Genomic DNA, 26,197 nt, shown 5'->3' with positions numbered 1-26,197 from the left:
CCAATAAGGCTCACTTCTTCGGCTTGCGCGGCTTTTCGGGTTTTTCCGACTTGCCGATGAGGTCGTCCGGGTTGTCGACAAGTCCCGCGGCCAGAGGATCGATTAAAATCTTGCCGGCCTCCAGATCGATCTCGAGCACGGCGGCTTCGGAAAAGGGGATCAGCACGGGGCGCTTGCCCGGACCTTTCAGCTCCAGCAGGTCGCCGGCACCGAAATCATAGATGCCGCTGACCGTGCCATAGCCGACACCCTGATCATCGACGGCTTCCAGCCCTTCGAGATCGGTGTAGAAGAATTCGTCGTCGTCGAGTTCGTCATCCGGCAGGTTGTCACGCTCGATATAGAGTTCCAGGCCGTTCAGCGCCTCGGCGGCATTGCGGTCGTTGATGCCGCGGAAGCGCACGATGACGACGTTCTTGGCCTCGCGGATTTCCAGAACTTCGAAGCTGCGGCCGTCCATGCTGTGCAGGTGTCCGTAATCGCCGAGCGCAGTCGGATCCGACGTATAGGCGCGGGCGCGCACCTCGCCTCGCAAGCCTTGTGCCGCGCCGATGGTCGCCATCAATACCGGGTTTTGCAGTTTCGTCATGGTCTCTTCGCCGGTTGCCGGGATTATGCAGCAGATCCAAAATGCTGCAGCGGCCTTTGCGCCTCCATGCGACGCGCGGCGCTGCAGTTGGTTCTCTCATAGGCTGAACATTTGCCGATGGGAAACAAAAAACGGGCGGCATGTCGCCATGCCACCCGTTTTCAATGAATGCGAGGTCCGATTACTCGGAAGCAGCAGCGGCGTCAGCAGCCTTCTGTGCCTTTTCGGCAGCGCGCTCCTGAGCCTTCTTGCCCGGCTTTGCCTTTTCCGGGTTGTTCTTGGCTTCGCGCTTTGCAATACCGGCTTCGTTGAGGAAGCGCAGAACGCGGTCGGTCGGCTGTGCGCCGTGGTCGAGCCAATGCTTGATGCGTTCGACCTTCAGTTCAACGCGCTTGGCGTCGTCCTTGGCCAGCATCGGGTTCCAGGAGCCGAGGGTCTCCAGGAAACGGCCGTCGCGTGGCGAACGGGCGTCGGCTACGACAACGTGGTAATACGGGCGCTTCTTGGAGCCACCGCGGGCGAGACGAATTTTCAATGCCATGTTAATTCTCCTTAGGCTTTTCTTGACCGCTTCGTTGTGCGGCATGGTTACGTCGCGCTGCTTTTTTCATGCTGTATGATCCCTCTCGAAAACGTCCTGCGCCTTTTGGGATCATGCGGCCGGGGGTTACCCTTTGAAATCCGCAGCGATCTGTTCATGATGCCGGATGACTTCCTTGATGACGAAGTTCAGGAACTTCTCGGCGAAATCCGGGTCCAGATTGGCGTCCTTTGCCAGGCGGCGCAGACGCTCGATCTGAAATTCTTCGCGCGCCGGATCGGCCGGCGGCAGGTCGTACTTGGCCTTCAGCACGCCCACTTCCTTCGTGCAGCGGAAGCGTTCGGCCAGCATATGCACCAGCGCGGCATCGATATTGTCGATCGACTGGCGGTATTTGCCCAGTTGGGCCTTGACGTCTGGATCAATCATGGGGGTCAACGATCCTTCTCACTTCTTCTTCGGCAAACCGGGAAGCCCCGGGAAACCACCGCCTAGGCCAGGCAGCTTGGCGCCGCCGAGACCCGGCAAACCGCCCCCGCCGCCCAGACCCGGCAAGCCACCCGGCAGACCGCCAGGGCGGCCGAGGCCGGCTGCTTCGGCCTGCTTTTGCAGGGCTTCGAGCTGCTTGGGGTCCATATTCGAAAGGTCGGGCATGCCACCCATGCCACCGCCGAGGCCCATCTTGCCGGCAAGGCCGCCCATCAGCTGCTTCATCATGCCGCCTTTGCCCTTGCCGCCCATCATCTTCATCATGTCAGCCATTTGGCGGTGCATCTTCAGAAGCTTGTTGATGTCGGAGGCGTCGGTGCCGGAGCCGGCGGCGATGCGCTTCTTGCGGGAATGCTTGAGGAGATCCGGATTGGCGCGCTCGGCCTTGGTCATCGAGGAGATGATGGCGAGCTGGCGCTTGAACAGGCGGTCGTCGAGGCCGGCGGCCGCCATCTTGTCCTTCATGCCGGACATGCCGGGCATCAGGCCCATGATGCCGCCCATGCCGCCCATCTTCTGCATCTGCTGGAGCTGGTCGGCGAGATCATTGAGGTCGAACTTGCCCTTGGCCATCTTGGCAGCCATGGCGGCCGCCTTTTCGGCGTCGATATTCTCGGCAGCCTTCTCGACGAGCGAGACGATGTCGCCCATGCCGAGGATGCGGTCGGCGATACGGCGGGGATGGAATTCCTCCAGCTCACCCATCTTTTCGCCGACACCGATCAGCTTGATCGGCTTGCCTGTCACAGCGCGTATCGAAAGGGCGGCACCGCCGCGACCATCGCCGTCCATGCGGGTCAGCACAAGGCCGGTAATCCCGACGCGCTCGTCGAAGTTACGGGCGAGATTGACGGCGTCCTGACCGGTCAAGCTATCGGCGACCAGCAGGATTTCGTGCGGAGTGGACTTCTTCTTGATATCCGCCATCTCGACCATGAGCGGCTCGTCGATATGCGTACGGCCAGCGGTGTCGAGGATGACGACGTCATGGCCGCCGAGCTTGGCGGCTTGGACGGCGCGTGCGGCAATATCGGTCGGCGACTGACCCGCGATGATCGGCAGCGTGTCGATGCCCGTCTGTACGCCGAGCTGGCGCAGCTGCTCCTGCGCTGCCGGACGGCGCGTGTCGAGCGAGGCCATCAGAACCTTCTTGCGGTCGCGGCTCGTCAGGCGATTGGCGATCTTGGCAGTCGTGGTGGTCTTACCGGAGCCCTGCAGGCCGACCATCATGACGACGACCGGGGCGGGAGCGTTGAGGTCGATGCCGACGCCTTCGCCGCCGAGCATCTCGATCAGCTCGTCATGGACGATCTTGACCACCATCTGGCCGGGCTTGATCGACTTCAGGATTTCGGCGCCGACGGCTTTTTCACGGACGCGATCGGTAAAGGAACGAACGACATCCAGCGCCACGTCGGCTTCCAACAGCGCGCGGCGAACCTCGCGCAGTGCTGCGGAAACATCAGCTTCCGAAAGCGCGCCGCGGCCTGTCAGTCCATTCAGAATGGAACCAAGACGGTCCTGGAGGTTTTCAAACATCGGTTCTTCCTTATCGATCGCTTGGGATTTGGACTTGGCGCAACTTGCGCGGTTCCTCGCCCGAAAACGTCGTGCTTTTCCATGACGAAAACAAGACGCAAAGCCAAAAAGCACCCGAGGGCGCATCGCGCTGTCGGGTGTTGACCTCCGGGATCTCTTTATACCTTAATGGGTCCCGGTCGGTGGCTCGGAGGCTTGTGCTCGTCGCAGATTGCGGGCGATAAACAGGAAAAGGCCGGCAAAGTCAACCCAATGCGGCCGAAATGCCTGAAATGCACGCATGACATCATCATATCGATGTCGATTTGACCGTATAACCGTTTTCAAATTGTTGTATCGATCCCAGCCGTCAAGTGATTCCTCGAGACCGTTCCGAATGAATGATGCAGCCCTGACCGATCTTCTTGCTGCCTGTCGTGCCTATGCCGGTGGCCGGGTCGACACCCGTTTCAACGCGGCGGCGCAAGCCTTCTACGCGAGCGCCAAGGCCCAGCCGAAGATCGCCGCGCGGGCGGCGCGCGAGCTCAGCCGCCTGCCGCCACCGGGAGCCGCCGTTCTTGCCAATATGCTCGGCACCATCGTCGAAAAGGGTAGTGCGGTGGAGCGCAGCGGTCCGGCTGTCTGGGAGCTCTATCTGGCGTGGCTGCCGCAGATCCATCGCGGCTTTGCCGGCCGAAAGGAGCTGAGCCCACGGCAGAGACAGCTGCTCGATGCCTTTCAGCTGCTCGGCCAATCGGTGGTTTCGCATCTTGCCGGCATGCCGCAGGAACGCGCGCTCGCCGCCCGCAACACAACGCTGATGGCGCAGCTTGCGGAATTACAGGATTATACGCCGGGTGCGGCCTGGGTCCGCCAGATGCTTCTGAGCCGCAGCGACGATCTGCTGGTGCTGCACCTGCCGAGCCGCGAGGGCTTTCGCCTGCGCTACGAGAATATCGCCAATTGCTTTCATCTGTTCACGCTCCTCCAGGCGGCCTTCGGCGAGCGGCTTCCTGGCGGCCGTGCGCCCAATAGGTTCATTGTCGACATGGCACGCTGCGTGACCGTGGCCGAAGAGGGTAATGACGAGCCTTGGTGGCGCTACCAGACGATGCGGCGGGAGGAGCCGGGTCTTGCCGATGTTTCCGGCGAGGCCTCGGTCGAGACGATTTCCCGCATCGATGGCCGGCAGATCATCCTGCTTTCGCCTCCCATCGAAGGCGCGGCGCTGTGGGACACGAGCTTTTTTACGCCGCAGCTTTTCGCCATGCCGGCGAATGTCGTGCTCGAGGAGGCGCTGACGCCTTCCGAGGTCGAAGAATGGTTCGCTAAGATCGGCCTGCCGAAGGGCGAAGCGACGGGTGAGCGAGGAGCGGGTAAGGCATGACAAGCTCATTGTGCTCGGCCAGGAAAAACCCCTATTATCAGGGTCCGGTGTCCGATCACTTCGATGGCAAACGTTTCTTCAATCCCGGCGGCATCGCGCCAGGCAATGGGCTCGATCTTTTGCGCTGGCAGCTCGGCGGCGGGCGAGTGCGCTGGCCCAATCCTGTTATCAGCGCCTTTCCGCCGGCCAAGCCGGACCGGCATGTTTTCGGTAGTCAGATGCGGGTGACCATGGTCGGGCACGCCTCGATGCTGGTGCAGGTCGCCGGGTTGAATATCCTGACCGATCCGGTCTGGTCAGAGCGGGTCAGTCCCTTCCGCTCCGTCGGGCCGAAGCGGGTTGTGCCGCCCGGCATCCGCTTCGAGGACCTGCCGCATATCGGCCTCGTGCTTGTCACGCATAATCATTACGACCATCTCGATCTCGTGACCCTTGCCCGCCTGCAGCAGGCGCATCGGCCAAAGATCGTCACGCCGCTCGGCAACGATACGATCATTCGCCGCGCCATTCCCGATGCCGACATCACTGTCGTCGACTGGGGCGATCATATTGAAGTCAGGGGCGGAGTGAGGATCGATGCCGAGCCCTGCCATCATTGGTCGGCGCGCGGCATGGGCGACCGGCGCATGGCGCTCTGGGCGGCATTCGTGCTCACCACGCCATCGGGCAAGATCTACCATGTCGGCGACACCGGCTTTCACGATGGCGTCAACTACGAGGCCGCCCGGCAAAAGCATGGCGGCTTTCGCCTCGCGATCCTGCCGTTCGGCGCCTATGAGCCGCGCTGGTTCATGAAAGGCCAGCACCAGAATCCGGAAGAGGCGGTCAAAGGCATGAAGCTCTGCAACGCCGCCTATGTCGCGGGGCATCATTTTGCGACCTTCCAACTGACGGACGAGGGCATCGATGCGCCCGTTCAGGCGCTGGATGCCGCGCTGAAGGCCGAGGGCGTGGAGCCGGATCGGTTTCGCCCGCTTCGGGCAGGCGAGGTTTTCAACGTGCCTGTTGTGTGAGGGGCGCCAAATATCCCTTCTCCCCGGGGAGAAGGGGGTGCGTCGTGCGTCGGCGTGCCTTACTGCGTAATCTCAGGCTCAACCAGCTTTGCCAAATTGATCAGCGATTCCTGCCAGCCGAGATAGCAGGCTTCCGGCGGGATGACATCGGGGATGCCGGCCTGGGTAATGTTGACCTCAGTTCCGACGAGAACCTTCTTCAAGGTCACGGTTACTTCCATTTCGCCCGGAAGGTTCGGGTCGTCGAACCTGTCGGTGTAGCGCACCAGCTCGCCGGGGATCAGCTCGCGGAAATCGCCGCCGAAGGAGTGGCTCTCGCCAGTGGTGAAGTTGCGGAACGACATCTTGAACGTGCCGCCGACCTTTCCCTCGAAGTGATGCACGCTGCAGGCAAAACCGTTCGGCGGCAGCCACTTGGCCAGCGCATCCGCTTCGATGAATGCGCGATAGACTTTCTCGGGGTTGGTCGCCAGAACGCGGTGCAGGCGTATGGTATTCGGCATGGTCGTAATCCCTGTGGTTTGACGGAGTGGACGAGCCTAGGACGTGGCAGTATCTGAATATCCGACACGGCGAATGATTTTTCTGAAAATAAATGGCGTCAAGGCTGCCTTGCGGAATTTTCGCTATGGGGAAATCTGAAATTCAACAGAAGGCTGGCCGCAGCCCTGTGATTTGGGATCGTTTCAGCCTCTTGGACGGTCCCGAATAATGCCTCCTTCACGTCCCACTGGTAATTCCCCCGCATTTCCGCCATATACAGCTCGAAAACACGGACGGACATGGCATCATGAGCAATACGGTCGAATTCGCGAGGATGAACGGGCTTGGAAACAAGATCCTGGTCGTCGACATGCGCGGCCGCAAGGATGTGGTGACGCCGGCGGCGGCGATCGCGCTCAATGCCGATCCGGCCACCCAGTTCGATCAGATCATGGCGATTCACGATCCGAAGATTGAGGGCACTGACGCCTGGATCGATATCCTGAACTGCGACGGCACGAAGGCGCAGGCCTGCGGCAACGGCACGCGCTGCGTCGTGCAGGCGCTGGCGGCCGAAACCGGCAAGAAGGTGTTCACCTTCCAGACAGTCGCCGGCATCCTGAATGCCAGGGAGCATGAGGATGGCACGATTTCGGTCGATATGGGCACGCCGGTCTTTGTCTGGGACAAGATCCCGCTTGCCGAGGAATTTGCCGATACCAGCCGCATCGAGCTGCAGATCGGGCCGATCGACAATCCCGTCCTGCATTCGCCTTCCGTGATGTCGATGGGCAATCCGCATGCGATCTTCTGGGTCGACAAGGACCCGATGTCCTTCGATCTCGATCGCTTCGGTCCGCTGCTCGAAAATCATCCGATGTTTTCCGAGCGCGCCAATATCACGCTGGCGCAGGTGCTTTCGCCGACCCTTGTGCGCACCCGCACCTGGGAGCGCGGAGCTGGCTTGACGCTTGCCTGCGGCTCGGCCGCCTGTGCGACAGCCGTCAGTGCCGCCCGCACCGGCCGCACCGGCCGCAAGGTGACGATCGACGTCGCCTCGGCGCCTGCACCGGGCAAGCTCACCATCGAATGGCTTGAAAGCAATGATCATGTCGTGATGACGGGTCCCGCCGAATGGGAATGGTCCGGCATGGTCGATCCGGTTACGGGTCTTTGGACGCGCGATGAAGAGCAGGGGGCTCAGGCGCGGTGAGCGGGGTCGAGGTCATTACCTTCGGCTGCCGTCTCAATACCTATGAATCCGAAGTGATGAGGGCCGAGGCGGAAAAAGCCGGGCTCAACAATGCCATTCTGGTCAATACCTGTGCCGTGACGGGCGAGGCCGTGCGCCAGGCGCGGCAGGCGATCCGCCGGGCGCGGCGCGACAATCCGAATGCTCGCATCATCGTCACAGGCTGCGCCGCGCAGACCGAGAAGCAGACCTTTGCCGAAATGACTGAGGTGGATGCCGTGCTCGGCAACGAGGAGAAGCTGAAGAGCACCTCCTACAGGGCGCTTCCCGATTTCGGCGTTTCTGCGGAAGAGAAGCTGCGGGTCAACGACATCATGAGCGTGCGGGCGACCGCGCCCCAGATGATCCGCCATATCGACGGTCATGTGCGGGCCTTCATCCAGGTGCAGAATGGCTGCGACCATCGCTGCACCTTCTGCATCATCCCCTACGGCCGCGGCAATTCGCGCTCGGTACCCATGGGCGCCGTCGTCGATCAGGCGCGTAATCTCACCGAAAGCGGTTATCGCGAGATCGTGCTGACCGGTGTCGATGCCACGAGCTATGGCGCCGATCTGCCGGGAGCGCCGACGCTCGGGTTGCTAGCCAAGACGCTGCTGAAGCAGATCCCGGAGATCCGAAGGCTGCGTCTTTCTTCGATCGACAGCATCGAGGCCGATCGGCATCTGATGGATCTTATCGCCGACGAGCCGCGCTTCATGCCGCATCTGCATCTCTCGCTGCAGCATGGCGACGATATGATCCTCAAGCGGATGAAGCGGCGGCATTCGCGCGCCGGCGCCATGCGTTTCATAGAGGATGTGCGCCGCCTGCGCCCGGAGACGAGTTTCGGCGCCGATATGATCGCCGGCTTTCCGACTGAGACGGAAGAGATGTTCGCCAATGCCGTCGGCCTGGCGCAAGAGGCCGACATCGCGCATCTGCACGTCTTCCCGTACAGCCCGCGCCCGGGTACGCCGGCCGCCCGGATGCCGCAGCTTGATCGCGGCTTGATCAAGGAGCGCGCCGCCCGCCTGCGCGCGGTCGGGCAAAGATTGCACCAGGCGCATCTCGACAAGATGGTCGGCACGCGGCAATGGTTGCTTGTGGAAAATAACGGGCTGGCGCATACGGAAAACTTCACGCTTGTCGCCACCCCTGGCCTTCGCCCGCGCGAGCTTGTGCAGGTCGCAATCACCGGCCACAATGGCAAGCACCTCGACATGCAACTTCTGGCCGCCGACGCGGCCTAATGCTTCAACGGACATTTCATGGCGCTCGGTTTCATCAAAAAAGTCTTCACCTTCGGCCGCGAAAAGCCGGTCGAGGAGCAGGCGCCTGCGGAGGATTTGCCGAAGGTTGAGGCAATTGCCCCGGAGCAGGAAGCGCCTGTTGCGGATGTTTCGCCGGCTTCGGAACCTGCCGAACCTGTATCACCCCCCTCTGTCCTTTCGGGACATCTCCCCCACAAGGAGGGAGATCGGTTGGAGGATGCCGCGCCGGCTGAGCAAGAGCGACAGGCTGAAAGCCAGGCGGACGCCTCCGGCGTGAAAGAGGTTGAGGCCGCCGCTGAGGCTCCGGGTTCGCTTGAATTCGAGTCAGAAGAGCAACATGAAGACCTTCAGGCAATCGGAGCGCAACATGCTGCCGATCCTGAAGCGAATGTAGTTACAGAAGAGCGCCCCATCGAACCAATCTCCCCCCCTGTGGGGGAGATGTCCGACAGGACAGAGGGGGGTGAGGAAGCTTCGCCAAACTCGGAACCTTCGTCTGAAAGCACGGAAACCGAAGCAAGCTCCGAACCTTCCTCGGAAGTCATCGAAACCCCATCTACCCCCATCCTCCCCAAGGGCTTCTCCACCGCCGCCTCCGCGCCAGCTCCCATCCACGAAGCGCCAAAACAGAAGCTTTCCTGGTTCCAGCGCCTGCGCGCCGGGCTTGCGCGCACCTCGTCGCAGCTGACCGGGCAAATCGCCGCACTCTTCACCAAGCGCAAGCTCGACGATCAGACGCTGCAGGATCTGGAGGATCTGCTGATCCAGGCCGATCTCGGTGTGGAAACGGCGATGCGCGTCACCGATACGCTGGCCTCCGAGCGCTACGGCAAGGATGTGACTGGCGAAGATGTCGGCCGCATCATGGCGCAGGAGATCGCCAAAGTGCTGAAGCCGGTTGCCAAGCCCTTGCAGCTCGATCTCAGCCACAAGCCGCATGTCATCCTCGTTGTCGGCGTCAACGGCACCGGCAAGACGACGACGATCGGCAAGCTGGCCGCAAAGCTCTCCGGCGCCGGGCTGAAGGTCACGATGGCCGCCGGCGATACCTTCCGTGCCGCCGCCATCGAGCAGTTGAAGATCTGGGCTGAGCGGACGAAATCGGACTTCATCGGCACCAAGCTCGGCGCGGATGCCGCCGGCCTTGCCTTCGATGCCTTCCAGCAGGCCAAGGCTAACAAGAGCGACGTTTTAATTATCGATACCGCCGGCCGCCTGCAGAACAAGGCGGAACTGATGGCCGAGCTGGAAAAGATCGTGCGTGTGCTCGGCAAGCTCGATCCGGATGCACCGCATACGGTGCTGCAGACGCTCGATGCCACCACGGGCCAAAACGCCCTGAACCAGGTGGAAATCTTCCGCAATGTCGCCGGTGTGAACGGGCTGATCATGACGAAGCTCGACGGCACGGCGCGCGGCGGTATTCTCGTCGCCATCTCGGCCAAGCACAAGCTGCCGGTCTATTTCATCGGCGTCGGCGAGGGGGTAGACGATCTCGAGCCGTTCGAGGCCGAGGATTTTGCCCATGCCATCGCGGGAACGGGAGCTGCAAGCAGCCAATGAATGACAAGAACAAGTTCGACGATAGGGAAAGTGCCGCAATGACGACCAGTGACCGCGATCTCGCCCCAAGTGCTGCCGACAGGCATCATCCCCTGCTGAAGCTGGTGCTGGAACTCGGGCCTTTGCTGGTATTCTTCTTCGGCAATCTGCGTGGCGACTGGCTGGCGCAGCATTTTCCGCAGCTGGCGACGCTCGGCGGTCCGCTCTTCGTCGCCACAGGTCTGTTCATGGCCGCGACGGTGATCTCGCTCATCGTTTCGAAGGTCATGCTCGGGCATTTGCCGCTGATGCCCTTCGTCTCCGGCATCGTCGTCGTCATCTTCGGCGCCCTCGGCATCTACCTGCAGAACGAAACCTTCATCAAGATGAAGCCGACCATCGTCAACGCGTTGTTCGGCATCGTTCTGCTCGGCGGCCTTGCCTTCGGCAAGTCGCTGCTCGGCTATGTCTTCAATGCCGCCTTCCAGCTGGATGCCGAAGGGTGGCGCAAGCTGACGCTGCGCTGGGGCATCTTCTTCTTCGTTCTCGCCGTGCTCAACGAAGTCGTCTGGCGTGGCTCGAACTGGCTTTATCTTCCCGATGCCAAGGCGGCGGATGATCTCTGGGTGAACTTCAAGGTCTGGGGAACGATGCCGATCACCATCCTCTTCACCCTGTCGCAGATGCCGCTGATCATGAAGCACACGGTCGAGCCGCCGGTGGAAAACGGGAAATGAGCGAAGCTATCGACGCCCAAAGCCGCTACCGGCAACAGAGCTTCTGGTTCGTCGCCTGCGCGGTCGTTCTGCTCGTGCAGATCGTGGCGGAGCATCTGATGGGCCGCGTGGCGATCTGCACCTGCGGCTACGTCAAGCTGTTCGAGCCGGTGGTGAAATCGAGCGGCAACTCGCAGCATATTGCCGACTGGTACACCCCGTCGCACATCATCCACGGCTTCCTTTTCTTCGGGCTCACGCATCTGATCATGCGCGGCAAGCCGCTGTCGATGCGGCTCTTCGTTGCCATGCTGATCGAATCCGGCTGGGAAATCCTGGAGAATTCCCCAATCATCATCAACCGCTACCGCGCCGCGACGATCTCGCTCGATTATGTCGGCGACAGCATCCTCAACTCGTCGATGGATGCCGTGTTCATGGTGGTCGGCTTCCTGTTCGCCTGGCGCGCCCCGGTGCTGGTGACGGTTGTCATCGCCATCGTCTTCGAGCTGCTCACCGGTTATTTGATCCGCGATAATCTCACGCTCAACGTGCTGATGCTGGTCTGGCCGGTTGAGGCGATCAAGACGTGGCAGGGCGGGATTTAATCTTTTCACCCTCGCCCATTGGGGAGAGGGTGGCGCGACAGCGCCGGGTGAGGGGGCGTTACCGGGAGAGGGATGGCTTTCGCTCACCGCTTAAGGCCTTGTTGTTTCGGGCCCCAGCCCCTCATCCGCCCTTCGGGCACCTTCTCCCCCGAGGGGAGAAGGGAGTTAAGACGCCGGCTTTTCCTGCGCTTTCGCTATGGCTGGATAGAGCCCCTCCTTCAAACTCGTCGGCGTAAACGGACCGACCTGTTTGTAGAGGATCGTGCCGTCGGGGGAGACGAGGTAGGATTCCGGAATGCCGTAGACGCCCCAGTCGATGGCGGCCGAGCCGTTCGGGTCGATGCCGATGGCGTTATAGGGATTGCCGAGTTCACCAAGGAAACGGAGGGCGTTTTCGCTCGTGTCCTTGTAATTGATCGCCACGATGTTGAGCTGACCACCTTTGGCAAGCTCCTTCAGCACCGGATGCTCGTCGCGGCAAGGGATGCACCAGGAGGCGAAGACATTGACGAGCGTCAGCTTGCCCTTGATGGCGTCATCGGTCAGCGCCGGCAGGTTGGAGCCTTCGAGAGGCGCGAGCGCGAGCTTCGGCGCCTTGGTGCCGATCAGCGCCGAGGGAATGGCCGATATATCGGTGCCATGCACTTCCTGGTCATACATGACCTTGCCGACGGCGAATGCGATGCAGGCAAAGACGATCAGCGGAACGAGCGCCAGCAGATAGCGTGCGGTGCCGCTGGATTTCGGCTGATCCTTGTTATCGGCATCCGTGGTCATTTGGTTTCGCTTTCGGGCGCGCGCTGCGAGCGGCGGCGGATGCCGGAGGCTTCCAATGTTGCGAGTTCGCGGCGGCGGAGGCGCCCGTCGATCCACACCCAGGCGATGATCGCAAGGATCATGAAGGCGGCGAAGCCGTAGGAGCCGAAGACATAGAAGGGATGCGACATGCTAGTCCTCCCGGCTTGCCATGCGCGCCGCCATGCGGCGCTGGGTGGCGATGCGGCGGCGCCAGATCTCGTTGCGGATCGCCATCAGGTGCAGCGTGAAGAACAGCAGCGTGAAGGCGAGCGCCATGATGAAGAGCGGCCAGAGAAATTCCGCGTCGATGGCCGGGCCATCCATGCGCATGATGCTTTCCGACTGATGCAGCGTGTTCCACCAGTCCACGGAGAACTTGATGATCGGGATATTGATGAAGCCGACCAGCGTCAGGATCGAGGCGACGCGGGCAGCCTTGGACGGATCGTCCATGGCGCGGTTGAGCGCGATCAGGCCGAGATACATCAGGAAAAGAATGAAGACGGAGGTCAGGCGCGCATCCCACACCCAATAGGTGCCCCACATCGGCTTGCCCCAGAGAGATCCGGTGACCAGCGCGATCAGCGTGAAGGCGGCGCCGAGCGGAGCCGCCGTCTTGCCGGCGACATCGGCGAGCGGATGGCGCCAGACGAGCGTGCCGATCGCCGACATGCTCATGATCGTGTAGCACATCATCGAGAGCCAGGCGGCCGGGACGTGAATATACATGATGCGGACGGTATCGCCCTGCTGATAATCGCCCTCGGTCGAGAAGGCGAGATAGAGACCGATCGCGAAGAGCACGGCGGATATGGCCGCCAGCCAGGGAATGAGACGCGCCGAAAGCGCCAGGAACCGTGTGGGGTTGGCGAGGTCGGAAAATCGGCTGATTGCAGGGCTGATGTCGCTCATTTTTCCTGTTTAAACCGATATCGCTTATACGGCAATCGACCCCAGCATTTCCGGGCTATCAATCCGTTGTGTTGCGTAGGGCAAGAGCTGCCGCCGCAGGCCCGAGCACGGCGAAGAATAACGTTAAGGCCATCAGGATCAGGAACGGAGGCAGAAAGGGCTGCGGCCCTTCGACAGCGGCATAGGTGGCGCTGACGCCGAAGATCAGCACGGGAATGGTGAGCGGCAGAACGAGAATGGAGACCAGCAGCCCGCCGCGCGGCAGTGCCACCGCGACGGCGGCACCGACCGCACCGATGAAGGTGATCGCCGGCGAACCGACGAGCAGCGTCAGGGCCGTCGCCCCGATTGCCGTCTCGTTCATATTCATAAAGAGACCGAGAAGCGGCGAGGCGATGACGAGAGGCAGGCCCGTCGCCACCCAATGCGCCGCGCATTTGACGAAGACCGTGAGCGCCAGGGGCGTTTCCTGCATGACGAGCAGATCGAGCGAACCGTCGTCGCGTTCTGCCTGGAACAGTCGGTCGAGGCCGAGGAGGCTGGCAAGCAGCGCGCCGATCCAGACAATGGCGGGACCGATCCGCGAGAGAAGCTTGAGGTCGGGACCGACGCCGAAGGGAATGACGGCGACGACGGTGAGGAAGAAGAGAATGCCGATCAACGCCCCGCCACCGGCGCGCACCGAAAGTCTGAGGTCGCGGAGGAAGAGGGCGGTCATGAGGAGACTCTTTCATGCTGAGAGACACCTAGAGTACCCCCCTCTGTCGCTTTCGCGACATCTTCCCCACAAGGGGGGAGATTGGTAACTTGCGGCGCGTGCATGCACTGATCGAACATCGAATCTGCAGAAGCAGAACCCGCTGGTTTTGTAAGCGGGTGCGGTAAATTCTCAACAATCTCCCCCCATGTGGGGGAGATGTCACGAGGTGACAGAGGGGGGTATCGAAGGTGCGGCATAAGAAGAAATATCTGCATCATCCCCAAACCCCCTCACTCCCCCCGGCAAACCCCGTCATCCGCATCTCCTGCACATTCTCCAGTCCCAGCGGCTGATGCGTCGCCGCAAGAACGATGCCTCCGCTCTTCTGATGCGCCGTGATCAACTCGGCAAACAGCCGGTCGGCGGAGCTGTCGAGCGCTGCCGTCGGTTCGTCGAGGATCCAGATGGGGCGGTGGGCGACCAGAAGTTTTGCGAAAGCGATTCGCCGCTGCTGGCCGGCGGAGAGGTAACCGAAGGGGAGGTGCGCGATGCCGGCAAGGCCGACGGCATCGGCCGCTTCATCGACATTCAGGCCGGAGCCGCCCGCCATGTCGCCGAGGAAAGTTTTCCAGAAAGTGAGATTTTCGGCGACGGTCAGCTCGGATTTCATCGCATTGCGGTGGCCGAGATAGTGGCTGGCTTCGCTCGCCGGCCGGTCCGATTCGCCGTCCTTTCCGGTGAATATGACACGGCCCTTTTCCGGCCTCAGAAGGCCTGCCACTACGCGCAGAAGCGTCGATTTTCCCGACCCGTTGCGCCCTGTCAAAACCAGTGCGTCTCCACCTGCCAAGTTAAAGGAAACGTTCAAGAAAATCAGGTCTTCGCCCCGCCTTGCCGACAGATTTTCAGCGCTTAGATGCATTCGCTCAGGCTTTCCCGGTTTTCGCTGCTGCAGCGCGCAAAAAATTGTCGAAATTTGCGCTTTGTCACTCTGGCAAGTCTTTACGAAATTATCTATAAGACCTGCAACCACGCCAGCGGCCGGCGTGAATTTCATCCTTGCGCCGAACATAAGGTCTTCTCCTTACGTGCGGACAGCGGAAATGGCCGTACCCGCATCCTGATGTGCATAAAGTGCATAGGCGTTCGCACGACTGTGTTGGCTATCAGAAACGGGGTATCTCGTGTCTAAATCTCTTGACAGTTTCAATTGTCGTTCCACGCTGACCGTGGGCGGGAAAGACTATGTCTATTTCAGCCTTCCCAAGGCTGAAGCTAATGGTCTGTCCGGCGTTTCCAAGCTGCCTTATTCCATGAAGGTGCTTCTGGAAAACCTGCTGCGGTTTGAGGACGGGCAGTCGGTCACGAAGGAGCATATCCTTGCCGTCGCCGAATGGCTGACCAACAAGGGCACCGTCGAGAACGAAATTGCCTATCGCCCGGCGCGCGTGCTGATGCAGGACTTCACCGGCGTTCCGGCCGTTGTCGACCTTGCTGCCATGCGCGACGCGATGGTCTCGCTCGGCGGCGATCCGGAAAAGATCAACCCGCTCGTTCCCGTCGACCTCGTCATCGACCATTCCGTCATCGTCGACGAATTCGGCACGCCGCAGGCCTTTGCCAAGAACGTCGAGCTGGAATACCAGCGCAACGGCGAGCGCTACCGCTTCCTGAAGTGGGGCCAGCAGGCATTCAAGAATTTCCGTGTCGTTCCTCCCGGCACCGGCATCTGTCACCAGGTGAACCTCGAATATCTCGGCCAGACCGTCTGGACGAAGGAAGAGAACGGCGAAACGATCGCTTATCCGGACACCTGCGTCGGCACCGATTCGCACACGACCATGATCAACGGCCTCGGCGTTCTCGGCTGGGGTGTCGGCGGTATCGAAGCTGAAGCCGCCATGCTCGGCCAGCCGGTCTCCATGCTGCTGCCGGAAGTCATCGGCTTCAAGCTGACCGGCAAGCTCAAGGAAGGCGTTACCGCGACCGACCTCGTTCTGACCGTTGTGCAGATGCTGCGCAAGAAGGGCGTCGTTTCCAAGTTCGTCGAATTCTTCGGTCCCGGCCTCGACAACATGCCGCTCGCCGACCGCGCCACCATCGGCAACATGGGCCCGGAATATGGCGCGACTTGCGGCTTCTTCCCGGTCGACAAGGAAACGCTGAACTATCTCAACATGTCCGGCCGCGCCAAGGACCGTATCGCGCTCGTCGAAGCCTATTCCAAGGCTCAGGGCATGTGGCGCGACAATGACGGTTCCGACCTCGTCTTCACGGATACGCTCGAACTCGACCTCGGCGACGTCGTGCCGTCGATGGCCGGCCCGAAGCGTCCGGAAGGCCGTATCGCGCTGGAAAACATCGCTTCCGGCTTCGCCACCTCGCTGGAAACCGAATACAAGAAGCCGGGCCAGCTCTCCAACCGTTATGCGGTCGAAGGCACGGATTTCGATATCGGCCATGGCGACGTTGCGATCGCCGCCATCACCTCCTGCACCAATACGTCCAACCCGTCGGTGCTGATCGCTGCCGGCCTTCTTGCCCGCAACGCCGTTGCCAAGGGCCTGAAGACCAAGCCGTGGGTCAAGACCTCGCTGGCACCGGGATCTCAGGTTGTCGGCGAATATCTTGCCAAGTCCGGTCTGCAGGCCGATCTCGACAAGCTCGGCTTCAACCTGGTCGGCTTCGGCTGCACCACCTGCATCGGCAACTCCGGCCCGCTGCCGGCGCCGATCTCGAAGACGATCAACGACAAGGGCCTGATCGTCGCCGGCGTCCTCTCCGGCAACCGCAACTTCGAAGGCCGCATTTCGCCCGACGTCCAGGCGAACTATCTCGCTTCGCCCCCGCTCGTCGTCGCCTACGCGCTCGCGGGCTCCGTGCAGCTCGATCTGACGAAGGAGCCGATCGGCGAGGATCAGAACGGCAAGCCCGTCTATCTGAAGGACATCTGGCCGACCTCGCATGAGGTTCAGGAGTTCATCCAGAAATATGTCACCCGTGAGCTCTACGAGACCAAATATGCCGATGTCTTCAAGGGCGACGCCAACTGGCAGGCCGTGCAGGTTCCTGCGGGCCAGACCTATGCCTGGGACGACAACTCGACCTACGTGCAGAACCCGCCCTACTTCGTGGGCATGGGCAAGAAGGGCGCCGGCGTTTCCGACATCAAGGGTGCTCGCGTTCTTGGCCTCCTCGGCGACAAGATCACCACCGATCACATTTCGCCGGCCGGTTCGATCAAGGCTGCCTCGCCGGCGGGTGCCTACCTCCTTGGTCATGGCGTCGGCGTTGCGGACTTCAACCAGTACGGCACGCGCCGCGGCAACCATGAAGTCATGATGCGCGGCACCTTTGCCAACATCCGCATCCGCAACCACATGCTCGGCCCGAACGGCAAGGAAGGTGGCTACACCATCCATTATCCGTCCAAGGAAGAGACGTCGATCTACGATGCGGCCATGCAGTATAAGGCCGAGGGTGTTCCGCTCGTTATCTTCGCAGGCGTCGAATATGGCAACGGCTCGTCGCGCGACTGGGCTGCCAAGGGCACGAACCTGCTCGGCGTACGCGCCGTGATCGCCCAGTCCTTCGAGCGCATCCACCGTTCGAACCTCGTCGGCATGGGCGTCATCCCCTTCGTCTTCGAGGAAGGCACGACCTGGGCCAGCCTCGGCCTGAAGGGCGACGAACTGGTCACGATCGAAGGGCTGGAAAACATCAAGCCACGCGAGCGCAAGATCGCCAAGATCACCTATGGCGACGGCACCGTGAAGGACGTTCCGATCATCTGCCGCATCGATACGCTGGATGAGGTCGTCTACGTCAATAATGGTGGCATCCTGCAGACCGTTCTGCGCGATCTCGCTGCCTGATAGGCATCGAAACTAAAAACGGGACGCCGCCGGGAAACTCTCCCGGCGGCGTCTTGTTTTTCACGGTGATGTGTTCGGCGTTGCTGCCATATGGCCTGAGCCTCACCCCATCGTGACTTTGCGTCATCGCGCTAAGCTATTATCTCTTGTTTCAGGTTTTTCAGGCTTGATGTGAGCATGGCCGCTCGGCAAGCATGAGTGTTTCGGAGTCTGTATGGGCAGAAGGCTCTCGGGATTTGATGCAGGGGTAAGATGGAAATGCGCCTTCGATTTTCGGTACCACTTGTGGCAGGCATTGCGCTCGCAAGTTCGCTGCATGCGCAGGAAGCCCCGAAGATCAAGGGCGTCGTCGAGCTTTTCACCTCGCAGGGCTGTGCCTCCTGTCCTCCGGCCGATGCGGCCTTTCGCAAGCTGATCCGCCAGGGCAATGTCGTGGCGCTTGCCTACCATGTCGACTATTGGAACTATCTCGGCTGGAACGACACCATGGCGTCCAAGGACAATACGGCGCGCCAGTATGCCTATGCCCGCACGATGGGCCGCAGCGGGGTCTATACGCCACAGGCGATCGTCAATGGCAGGGACCATATGAACGGCGCCGATCTCAATGCCATCAACATCAAGCTGGATGATTTTCAGCGCCTTGGCGAGGGGCTGACGGTTTCTGTCAGTGCCGCCATGAAGGGTGACGAGCTGGAGATCAAGATTGGGGCCGGGCAGGGCAAGGCCAATGTGGTTGCCGTCTATTTCGACAAGGAGCAGATGGTGGCGCCGAAGGGCGGTGAAAATACCGGCCAGCAGATCGCCTATATGCATGCGGTATCCGATGTCGAGACGGTGGGCATGTGGGACGGCAAGGCCATGAGCCTCGTACTGCCCTCGACCGTGCTCGATAAAGCCGGCCGGCGGGGCCTCGCAATCCTGCTGCAGGCATCGACGCCTGCGGGCGATCCGGCCGCCATTCTCGGGGCGACTGTCTTGACGGTAGGTTCCGACGGCTGAGCGGCTTTGTCAGCTTTGCCGGAGTTCGTCCATTCGGCTTGGGTCGAAAAGGTCCCTATTCTAGCCGAGGCCAAAAAATGGGTTCCCTATTTTGGCTGGTGCCAAAAAGGGGTCCCTATTTCGGCTGGCGCCGAAAAGGGGTGGTGCCCGGCGAGGACGCATTCGGGGCTGGGGTTTAATCGATGCGCCCCGGCCGGGCCGTTTGACGCGGCGGCGTCAAACGGCCCTCTATACTTCCTGTAAATTGGGCGTCGTTTTGGCTGAAATGCGGCGCTGACGAGGTGGTTCACAGTTGGGAAAGAAATTGTGAGGCGGCAGCCGTCTTGCAATTTGATGTGGCTGAGGCAAACTGTCATTCTCCTGTCATGAGATAGCCCCTGGGGGATTGATGACTGATCAGCCGGATTTGAGACACGGTGAAAGCCGTTCCGTCGATACCAATTCATCCGTCGTCGTTGATCTCAGAGAATACAAACAGAGCAAGGACCCGCTGCCGGTGACGTTTCATCGCCGGGAGCTGGATGCGATTCTCTGGATCTATGGCCGCATGGTGGGCGAGGGCGAGTGGCGCGACTACGCCATCGATCATTTGAAGGACAAGGCGGTTTTCTCCGTCTTCAAGCGCTCCGGCGAGATGCCGCTCTTCCGCATTGAAAAAAATCCGAAGCTTTCGGCCAAGCAGGGTGCCTTTTCCGTCATCAATACCAACGGCATGATCCTGAAGCGCGGTCATGAGCTGAGCCAAGTGTTGAAGGTTTTCGACAAGCAGCTGAAGCTGGTGGAGAAGTAGTTTCTACTCATTTGCAGAGGGGGATCATAGGCGCAACAATTGCCAGGCCGGCACTACCCCCCAAACAACGTCCCAGGATAGACCGACGGATCCGGATCGGTTTCCGCGCCGTCCCCGAGCGCCTTCTGCATCAGCATCGTATCCAGCCATCGCCCATGCTTGTAGCCGGCGCCCTTGAGCAGTCCGACTTCGGCAAAGCCAGCCGCGCGGTGTAGGGCGACGGAGGCGGGATGGGCGCCGCCGATGACGGCGATCATCTGGCGGAAGCCGAGCCTCTCGCAGCTTTCGACGAGCGCCTCGAGCAGGAGCCTGCCGACGCCGCGACCGCGGGCCTCCGTTGCCAGATAGATCGAATCCTCCACCATCCAGCGATAGGCCGGCCGCGTGCGGAACGAGGAGGCATAGGCATAGCCGAGGAAAGCGCCGGCCTCGTCTTCGGCGACGAGATAAGGATAGCCCTTGTCACGGATCGCCTCGAACCGGGCGGCCATTTCCTCCTGGTCCGGCGGCGTGATCTCATAGCTTGCCGTGCCGCTGAGGACGGAATCGCGATAGATTGCGGTGATATGGCGAAGGTCGTCTGCGGTTGCGCTGCGGAGGCTGACTGACATTGTTTTCATTGCCTGATCTGCGGTTTGTGAAGATTGCTATCAAATAGCAGGCTTACCCGCCAGGCAAATAAAAAGGCGGCCGAAGCCGCCTTCCGTTGGCCGTTCATGCGGTGCGATTAACGGCGGTTGCCGAGGAACTGCAGCAGGAACATGAACAGGTTGATGAAGTCGAGGTAGAGCGACAGGGCGCCCATGATCGCCTTGCGGCCGGCAACGGTCGCATCGTCGGCATCATAGTACATTTCCTTGATCCGCTGCGTGTCCCAGGCGGTAAGGCCTGCGAAGACCAGGACGCCGATTACGGAAATGGCGAACTGCAGGGCGGACGATGCCAGGAAGATGTTGACCAGCGATGCGATGATCAGGCCGAAGAGGCCCATCATCAGGAACGAGCCCATCGCCGACAGGTCACGCTTCGTCGTGTAGCCGTAGAGCGACAGGGCGCCGAAGGAGGCGGCGGTCACGAAGAAGGTCTGCACGACGCTCTGGCCGGTGTAGATGATGAAGATCGACGAAAGCGACAGGCCGACAAGCGCGGCGTAGACCCAGAAGGTCGTCGTCGCGGCGGCCACGCTCATGCGGTTGATCCTGAAGCTCAGGAAGAAGACCATTGCCAGGGGAGCGAGAATGACAACCCACTTCAGCGGGCTCAAGTAGATCGCCTGGCCGAAGGCCGTGATCTGTCCGTTTGCGAAAGCGAGCGAGAAGGAGAGATAGGCGGCAACACCCGTGATCGCCAGACCCAGCGCCATCAGGTTATAGACCTTGAGCATGTAGGCTCGAAGGCCCTCGTCTATCATCGCACCGGATTGCGCACCGCTCTGCGCCCGGTTTTGGTAATTGCGAAAGTCAGCCATGTTTTCCTCTTTCAAGCTCCGATGTGAGTACGGTGTCGGGTTTTTCAGAACCCAGGCGCCGCTGCGGAGCTCAGCATGCCTGCACAGAATATGAGGCTTTCGGGCCGCATGCACAAGGGTCAACCGGCCGGCCCGATGTTAAATCGATGTAACATCGGGCCGTTTTGGCGGCTCTGCGGCGTTGGCGGAGAGATTAGAGCTCGCGCAGAACGGGCGCCGCCTTCTGGCCGAGGATGCGCCAGGTACCGATCAGGCCGATGCCGACCGTCAGCACCAGAGCGATGACGAGCGTCGATAGGGCGACGTCGGGCAGGAAGGCCGAGGGCAGGTGCATGATGCGGCTGACGATATACCAGGCGGAGGCGGCGCCGGCGATCAGGGCAAAGACGGCGGTTGCCGCCCCCAGAATCAGATATTCGTAGCTGAAGGCGCGGATCAATGTCGCCCGCGTCGCGCCGAGCGTCTTGAGGATGACGGCATCATGTGTGCGTGCGCGGTTTCCGGCGGCGAGCGCACCAGCCAGCACCAACACGGAGGCGATGAGCGCGACAGAGGCGGCGGAGCGGATGGCGGCCGCCAGCTGCCCTACCAGCGTGTTGACGACATCGAGCGCATCCTTGACCCGGACGCTTGTGATGGTCGGGTAGGTATTGGTGACTTTCCTCAGGATCGCCGCTTCCTGTTCGGAGGTGGCGGAGGTGTCGGTCAGGGTCGCGAGCCAGGCGTGCGGTGCGCCCTTGAACGTATTGGGCGAGAAGATCATCACGAAATTGATCGATAGCGATTGCCATTGTACCTTGCGGAAGCTGGCGATCTTGGCGGTGATGTTGCGGCCGAGCACGTTGACGGTGACCTTGTCGCCGAGTTTCAGGCCGAGCGCCTTGCCTTCCTCTTCGGAAAAGGAGACCAGCGGTTCGCCGCTATAGTCCTTGCCCCACCATTTGCCTTCCGTGACCGAGGCGTTTTCCGGCACCGTATCCGCATAGGTAATGCCTCGGTCGCCGCGCAGGACCCATTGGCCTGCGGCCGGCACCTTCATCTTGGTGACATCCTCGCCGTTGAAGGCGACGATCCGGCCGCGCAGCATCGGCGCTTCGACGAATTTGCCCTTAGGGTCGACGTCGAGGACGATCTTGCGGAAGCCTTCCAGTTCCGGCCCCTGGATGTCGACGAAGAAGAAGTTCGGCGCCTGCTCGCTCATGCGCCCCATCAGCTCGCGGCGCATGTTGCCGTCGATCAGCGTCAGGGTCACCAACAGCGCCAGACCGAGGCCGAGCGACAGCACGACGGATGAAGTCAGCGCACCCGGCCGGTGGATATTGCCGATCGCAAGGCGCAGTGCGGGTGAGCGCACGCGCGGGCTGCGGCGGGCAAGCCAGGAAAGCAGGGCGGCAACGGCGCGCAGCACGATGAAAGCGCCGGCGATCGAGACGACAAAAACGATCGCGATGAAGCGATCATAGGCGGTGGCGATCGCCAAAGCTGCCAGGGCCGCCATCAGCACGCCGGCGGCCAGCAGATAGGGCCAGCCGGGCAGGCGGCGCACTTCGAAGCCCTGTTCGCGAAACAGCGCCGTTGCCGGCACCTCGCGGGCATGGCCGAGCGGCGGAATGGCGAAGGCCAGAGTCGTCAGCAGGCCGAAGAGGGCAGCCAGCGTCAATGCGCCGGGATAGAGCCGCGGTGCGGTCGAGATCGGCAGGAATTCCGCCATGAACTGCGACGCGATCATAGGTGCGAGGGCGCCGAGCACGAGGCCGATTGCTATGCCGGCAAGTGCGATGACGGCGATCTGGATGAGATAGATCAGCACGACGACGAAGGCCGGCGCGCCCAGGCATTTGAAGGTGGCGATGGTGGTGCGCTTCGAATCGAGGAAGGCGCGGACGGCATTGGCAACGCCCACGCCGCCGACGATGAGCGCCGCCAGGCCGACGAGCGTCAGAAACTGTGAGAAGCGGGTGACGTTGTCGGCGAGCTGAGGTGCTGCACGGTCGCTGCTGCGGATCGACCAGCCCGCCTGCGGGAAGGCGGCATTGGCGCGGTCGGCGAGATTGCGCAGACCGGTGGCGGGATCGGCCATGCGGATCCTGTAGGCCTGTTCGACGAGGCTGCCGGTCGTGATCAGGCCGGAGGCGATCAGTGCGTCGCGGCTGGTGAGCAGACGTGGCGCGAAGCCGAAGCCTTCGGAGACGGCATCCGGCTCGCTTTGGATGGTGCCCGATATGTGCAGCTTCGTATTGCCTAGCAGCAGATCGCTGCCGACCTTGAGGTTCAGGCGTTCCAGCAGCAGGGGGGCTACGACGGCGCCATAGGCGCCATCCTTTGCGGCCAGTAACGTCGAGAGCGGCTGACTGGGGTCGGCCTCAAAGGTGCCGTAGAGCGGATACGCGTCGTCGACCGCCTTAACCTCGACCAGCGCCTGATCCGATCCATCGGGCAGCCTCGCCATGGAGCGCAGGCCGGTGGAGCGCGAAACTTTCCCTAGACTTTGGAGATAGGCGAATTCTTCCGGCGTCGCCTCGCGATTGCGCAGTTCGAAACGGGCGTCACCGGCAAGCAGCGCTTGCCCTTGCGTCGAGATCGCATCGGTGATCGAACGGGAAACCGAATTGACGGCGGCGATTGCACCGGTGCCGAGCGCGATGCAGGCGAGAAAGATATAGAAGCCGCCAAGGCCGCCGCGCAATTCGCGCATGGCAAGGCGGAAGGCAAGCGGCAGGCGCAGTCCCGCCGCGCTCATGCCAGTGCTGCCTGGCTGGTGCGGGTGCGGGTGCCGTCATTCTCGATCTCGCCGGAGCGAACGCGGATCTGACGCGAGCAGCGCGCGGCAAGCGCGGGATCGTGGGTAACGAGCAGCATGGTCGTGCCGCGTTCGGCCTGCTGGGCGAAGAGCAGGTCGGCGATCTGCCGGCCAGTATCGGTGTCGAGATTGCCCGTCGGTTCGTCGGCGATCAGGACGGCGGGCGAGGGGGCGAGCGCGCGGGCGATCGCCACGCGCTGCTGTTCGCCGCCGGAAAGCTGGCCGGGATAGTGCGTGAGCCTTTCGCCCAGCCCCACTGCTTCCAACTCGCGCCGGGCGATGTCGAAGGCATCGCGGACATTGGCAAGTTCCAGCGGCACGGCGACGTTTTCGAGCGCCGTCATGTTGGCGATCAGGTGGAACGACTGAAAGACGATGCCGATATTGCGGCCGCGAAAATCGGCGATGCGATCTTCGCTGAGACTGTGCAGCGGCGTGTCGCGGATCAGAAGTTCGCCGCTGTCGAGCTTTTCGAGGCCGGCGAGCACCATCAGCAGAGTGGATTTTCCGGAACCGGAGGGGCCGACAATGCCCACCGATTCACCCTCCATGATGGTGAGGTCGATGCCCTTCAGCACATGGACGGAGGCGGCGGCGTTGCCGAGCGTTAAATCCGCCTTCTTCAGCTCGATGATGGTTTTTGCCAATGCGAACGCCCTATATATCAGAGAACATCAGAGACAATGGCGGGCGCAATTTGGCCCGAGCAGCGAATTTAGGGAATGGATCATGGGTTTTAAAGTTGCCGCGCTTCACTTCGCTGTCATCACTTTCGGTCTTTTGTTTGGCGTGGCGGGTTCTGCAAATGCGCGGACCATTCAGCTGGTCGGCTTCGGCGACAGCCTGATGGCGGGCTATCAGCTGCCGCCCGGCGATGGCTTTCCCGCCAAATTGGAGGCGGCGCTGAAGGCCAAGGGATTGGATGTCGCGGTTGCCGACGCGGGCGTTTCGGGAGATACGACCTCGGGCGGCCTCTCGCGCATCGACTGGTCCGTGCCTGACGGTACGGATGGCGTGATCCTTGAGCTCGGCGCCAACGATGCGCTGCGCGGCATTCCCCCGGAGCAGACGGAGAAGAACCTCGAGACGATGATCGAGCGATTGAAGGGCCGAAAAATCCCGATCCTCCTCGTCGGCATGCTGGCGCCGCCGAATATGGGAGGCAATTATGCCGAGAAGTTCAATCCGATCTACAAACGTCTGGCCGACAAATACCAGCTTCCGCTTTATCCATTCTTCCTCGATGGCGTGGCAACTCATGCGGATTTGCAGCTGTCGGACGGGATGCATCCGAACCCCAAGGGGATCGATGTGATGGTCGAGCGTATGTTGCCGGCTGTTATCAGTTTTGTAGGGACGATTGACGCAGGTGCGAAATAGGTGCTTGCACCGACTGCAAATGCGTGATTCCCTACCTTTACCTGCAAGAGATTCGGGGAGTGCTCGTCATGCCGAGACTTTTTACCGCCCTCGAAATTCCGCGCAATGCGGCCATGAGCCTGTCATTGTTGCGCGGTGGTCTCCCGGGAGCCAGGTGGATCGACGTTGAAAATTATCACATTACCTTGCGCTTCATCGGCGATGTCGATGGCCGCACGGCCGATGAGATCGTCGACCGGCTGGACCGGATAGATCGGCCCGAATTCCAGCTTCGGCTGGAGGGCATCGGCTCCTTCGGCTCCAAGAAACCGCATTCGGTTTGGGCCGGGGTCTCGCAGACACCGGATATGTTCGCGCTGCAAGGCGAGATCGAGCGCATCTGCCAGCGCATCGGCCTGCAGCCGGATCCGCGCAAGTTCACGCCGCATGTGACGCTCGCCAGGCTGAAGTCCTCGCGGGTCGACGATGTGGTGCACTATCTCTCCGGCCGCGGCAACTTCTATACGGCGCCGTTCACGGTCGGGCGTTTTGTGCTCTTGTCGTCGCGCGAATCGGTCGGCGGCGGTCCTTATCTCACCGAAGAGATATTCCCGCTTCACGAGCCCCGCAGTGCGTTCCCGACTTTGGGCAACAGCGCGCTGCAGCCGGTCAAGAGCATGGTATAGACAGCCTCGAAATCCTCGCGGTCGCCGTAGTAGGGATCGGGGATATCCTTGTTGTTGCCAAGCGCAAGGGCATTGAAGAGATGCAGCTTGCCGAGGGCATCGAGGGGCGCTGTCTTGCGCAAGTTCTTCAAATTGTCCTGATCCATTGCCAGGATGAGATCGAACCTGCCGAAATCGGCCGGCTCGATGCGGCGGGCGCGCTGGGCTGAAATATCGATTCCATGGCCGGCGGCAACCGCAACCGAGCGGCGATCCGGGCGTTCTCCCTGATGCCAGCCGCCGGTACCGGCCGAATCGATGTCGAATTCGCCGCCACGGCCGGCTTCACCCGCCAGATGCCTGAATATGCCTTCGGCGAGGGGCGAGCGGCAGATATTGCCGGCGCAGACGAAAAGAACCCTGTGACGATCCATGCT

Annotated in this window: 27 protein-coding genes; 12 read left to right on the top strand and 15 right to left on the bottom strand. The window is 61.5% G+C overall.

The window, feature by feature from the left end:
- Nucleotides 1-10: 10 nt before the first annotated feature.
- The 4 genes from rimM to ffh all read right to left on the bottom strand — a co-directional run bounded on the left by rimM (nt 11) and on the right by ffh (nt 3,158).
- Nucleotides 11-589 carry a ribosome maturation factor RimM gene (gene rimM / locus C7U61_RS17355; protein ID WP_106999326.1) on the bottom strand — a complete coding sequence of 193 codons (579 nt, stop codon included), beginning with the start codon at nt 587-589 and terminating at the stop codon, nt 11-13.
- Nucleotides 590-770: 181 nt separating this feature from the next.
- Nucleotides 771-1,130, bottom strand: coding sequence for a 30S ribosomal protein S16 (gene rpsP, locus C7U61_RS17350; RefSeq protein WP_069614776.1), 360 nt, complete (start codon nt 1,128-1,130; stop codon nt 771-773).
- A gap of 126 nt (nt 1,131-1,256) precedes the next feature.
- Nucleotides 1,257-1,559, bottom strand: a complete 303-nt coding sequence (locus tag C7U61_RS17345; RefSeq protein WP_069614775.1) for a chorismate mutase — start codon at nt 1,557-1,559, stop codon at nt 1,257-1,259.
- Between the two features lie 18 nt (nt 1,560-1,577).
- Entirely contained in the window at nt 1,578-3,158 is a 1,581-nt protein-coding gene (gene ffh / locus C7U61_RS17340; RefSeq protein ID WP_106999325.1) for a signal recognition particle protein, read from the bottom strand.
- 376 nt (nt 3,159-3,534) lie between these two features.
- Between ffh and C7U61_RS17330 the strand changes: the two genes are divergently transcribed.
- Together C7U61_RS17330 and C7U61_RS17325 are read left to right on the top strand one after the other, a co-directional pair.
- Complete coding sequence (locus C7U61_RS17330; protein ID WP_106999324.1) at nt 3,535-4,524, top strand: hypothetical protein; 990 nt, start codon at nt 3,535-3,537, stop codon at nt 4,522-4,524.
- Nucleotides 4,521-5,537 (top strand): MBL fold metallo-hydrolase, encoded by a 1,017-nt coding sequence (locus C7U61_RS17325; RefSeq protein WP_106999323.1) that lies wholly within the window; start codon nt 4,521-4,523, stop codon nt 5,535-5,537. Before C7U61_RS17330 ends, C7U61_RS17325 begins: the two co-directional genes overlap by 4 nt.
- A 59-nt stretch (nt 5,538-5,596) precedes the next feature.
- On the opposite strand, the gene C7U61_RS17320 is transcribed toward C7U61_RS17325, so the two are convergent.
- Nucleotides 5,597-6,040, bottom strand: a complete 444-nt coding sequence (locus C7U61_RS17320) for an SRPBCC family protein (RefSeq protein ID WP_106999322.1) — start codon at nt 6,038-6,040, stop codon at nt 5,597-5,599.
- 287 nt (nt 6,041-6,327) lie between these two features.
- On the opposite strand from C7U61_RS17320, the gene dapF reads away from it, so the two are divergent.
- From dapF to C7U61_RS17290, 5 genes are read left to right on the top strand one after another with little or no spacing between them, the layout of a single operon-like run.
- Nucleotides 6,328-7,233, top strand: a complete 906-nt coding sequence (gene dapF, locus C7U61_RS17310; RefSeq protein WP_106999320.1) for a diaminopimelate epimerase — start codon at nt 6,328-6,330, stop codon at nt 7,231-7,233.
- Nucleotides 7,230-8,504, top strand: coding sequence for a tRNA (N(6)-L-threonylcarbamoyladenosine(37)-C(2))-methylthiotransferase MtaB (gene mtaB, locus C7U61_RS17305; RefSeq protein WP_106999319.1), 1,275 nt, complete (start codon nt 7,230-7,232; stop codon nt 8,502-8,504). Before dapF ends, mtaB begins: the two co-directional genes overlap by 4 nt.
- 18 nt (nt 8,505-8,522) lie before the next feature.
- On the top strand, nt 8,523-10,088 hold the full coding sequence (ftsY, locus tag C7U61_RS17300; protein WP_106999318.1) for a signal recognition particle-docking protein FtsY: 1,566 nt from the start codon (nt 8,523-8,525) through the stop codon (nt 10,086-10,088).
- On the top strand, nt 10,085-10,804 hold the full coding sequence (locus tag C7U61_RS17295) for a septation protein A (protein ID WP_106999317.1): 720 nt from the start codon (nt 10,085-10,087) through the stop codon (nt 10,802-10,804). The genes ftsY and C7U61_RS17295 overlap by 4 nt, the downstream gene beginning before the upstream one ends.
- Nucleotides 10,801-11,391 (top strand): DUF2585 domain-containing protein, encoded by a 591-nt coding sequence (locus C7U61_RS17290; protein WP_106999316.1) that lies wholly within the window; start codon nt 10,801-10,803, stop codon nt 11,389-11,391. Before C7U61_RS17295 ends, C7U61_RS17290 begins: the two co-directional genes overlap by 4 nt.
- A 165-nt stretch (nt 11,392-11,556) precedes the next feature.
- Here the strand turns inward: C7U61_RS17290 and C7U61_RS17285 are convergent, their stop codons facing one another.
- The 5 genes from C7U61_RS17285 to ccmA all read right to left on the bottom strand — a co-directional run bounded on the left by C7U61_RS17285 (nt 11,557) and on the right by ccmA (nt 14,723).
- On the bottom strand, nt 11,557-12,168 hold the full coding sequence (locus tag C7U61_RS17285; RefSeq protein ID WP_106999315.1) for a DsbE family thiol:disulfide interchange protein: 612 nt from the start codon (nt 12,166-12,168) through the stop codon (nt 11,557-11,559).
- Entirely contained in the window at nt 12,165-12,338 is a 174-nt protein-coding gene (ccmD, locus tag C7U61_RS17280; protein ID WP_106999314.1) for a heme exporter protein CcmD, read from the bottom strand. Before ccmD ends, C7U61_RS17285 begins: the two co-directional genes overlap by 4 nt.
- A 1-nt stretch (nt 12,339) precedes the next feature.
- The gene (locus C7U61_RS17275) at nt 12,340-13,101 is read right to left on the bottom strand and encodes a heme ABC transporter permease (RefSeq protein WP_106999313.1); all 762 of its coding nucleotides are present in this window, start codon (nt 13,099-13,101) and stop codon (nt 12,340-12,342) included.
- 58 nt (nt 13,102-13,159) lie between these two features.
- Entirely contained in the window at nt 13,160-13,819 is a 660-nt protein-coding gene (ccmB, locus tag C7U61_RS17270; protein WP_106999312.1) for a heme exporter protein CcmB, read from the bottom strand.
- Nucleotides 13,820-14,075: 256 nt separating this feature from the next.
- Nucleotides 14,076-14,723 (bottom strand): heme ABC exporter ATP-binding protein CcmA, encoded by a 648-nt coding sequence (gene ccmA, locus C7U61_RS17265; RefSeq protein WP_106999311.1) that lies wholly within the window; start codon nt 14,721-14,723, stop codon nt 14,076-14,078.
- A gap of 262 nt (nt 14,724-14,985) precedes the next feature.
- On the opposite strand from ccmA, the gene acnA reads away from it, so the two are divergent.
- The 3 genes from acnA (at nt 14,986) to C7U61_RS17250 (ending at nt 19,468) form a co-directional block, all read left to right on the top strand.
- The gene (gene acnA / locus C7U61_RS17260) at nt 14,986-17,676 is read left to right on the top strand and encodes an aconitate hydratase AcnA (RefSeq protein WP_106999310.1); all 2,691 of its coding nucleotides are present in this window, start codon (nt 14,986-14,988) and stop codon (nt 17,674-17,676) included.
- Nucleotides 17,677-17,934: 258 nt separating this feature from the next.
- The gene (locus C7U61_RS17255) at nt 17,935-18,678 is read left to right on the top strand and encodes a thioredoxin family protein (protein WP_106999515.1); all 744 of its coding nucleotides are present in this window, start codon (nt 17,935-17,937) and stop codon (nt 18,676-18,678) included.
- Nucleotides 18,679-19,066: 388 nt separating this feature from the next.
- Entirely contained in the window at nt 19,067-19,468 is a 402-nt protein-coding gene (locus tag C7U61_RS17250; RefSeq protein ID WP_106999309.1) for a DUF2794 domain-containing protein, read from the top strand.
- A gap of 53 nt (nt 19,469-19,521) precedes the next feature.
- On the opposite strand, the gene C7U61_RS17245 is transcribed toward C7U61_RS17250, so the two are convergent.
- From C7U61_RS17245 to C7U61_RS17230, 4 genes are all read right to left on the bottom strand, one after another.
- On the bottom strand, nt 19,522-20,079 hold the full coding sequence (locus C7U61_RS17245) for a GNAT family N-acetyltransferase (RefSeq protein ID WP_106999308.1): 558 nt from the start codon (nt 20,077-20,079) through the stop codon (nt 19,522-19,524).
- A gap of 116 nt (nt 20,080-20,195) precedes the next feature.
- The gene (locus C7U61_RS17240; protein WP_106999307.1) at nt 20,196-20,936 is read right to left on the bottom strand and encodes a Bax inhibitor-1/YccA family protein; all 741 of its coding nucleotides are present in this window, start codon (nt 20,934-20,936) and stop codon (nt 20,196-20,198) included.
- Between the two features lie 193 nt (nt 20,937-21,129).
- Nucleotides 21,130-23,676, bottom strand: coding sequence for an ABC transporter permease (locus C7U61_RS17235; RefSeq protein ID WP_106999306.1), 2,547 nt, complete (start codon nt 23,674-23,676; stop codon nt 21,130-21,132).
- Nucleotides 23,673-24,383: an ABC transporter ATP-binding protein gene (locus C7U61_RS17230; RefSeq protein WP_106999305.1), complete on the bottom strand. Its 711-nt coding sequence runs from the start codon at nt 24,381-24,383 to the stop codon at nt 23,673-23,675. Before C7U61_RS17230 ends, C7U61_RS17235 begins: the two co-directional genes overlap by 4 nt.
- Before the next feature lie 82 nt (nt 24,384-24,465).
- Here C7U61_RS17230 and C7U61_RS17225 point away from each other — a divergent pair, with 82 nt between their 5' ends.
- On the top strand, nt 24,466-25,116 hold the full coding sequence (locus tag C7U61_RS17225) for an arylesterase (protein WP_106999304.1): 651 nt from the start codon (nt 24,466-24,468) through the stop codon (nt 25,114-25,116).
- A 68-nt stretch (nt 25,117-25,184) separates the two neighbouring features.
- The gene (gene thpR / locus C7U61_RS17220) at nt 25,185-25,781 is read left to right on the top strand and encodes an RNA 2',3'-cyclic phosphodiesterase (protein WP_106999303.1); all 597 of its coding nucleotides are present in this window, start codon (nt 25,185-25,187) and stop codon (nt 25,779-25,781) included.
- On the opposite strand, the gene C7U61_RS17215 is transcribed toward thpR, so the two are convergent.
- Nucleotides 25,712-26,194 carry a low molecular weight protein-tyrosine-phosphatase gene (locus C7U61_RS17215; protein WP_106999302.1) on the bottom strand — a complete coding sequence of 161 codons (483 nt, stop codon included), beginning with the start codon at nt 26,192-26,194 and terminating at the stop codon, nt 25,712-25,714. The genes thpR and C7U61_RS17215 overlap by 70 nt on opposite strands.
- Nucleotides 26,195-26,197: the final 3 nt, after the last annotated feature.

The sequence above is a fragment of the Rhizobium sp. JAB6 genome (genome assembly GCF_003024605.1).
Taxonomy (GTDB): Bacteria; Pseudomonadota; Alphaproteobacteria; order Rhizobiales; family Rhizobiaceae; genus Rhizobium.
This window is presented reverse-complemented; position numbering and strand designations above follow the sequence as displayed.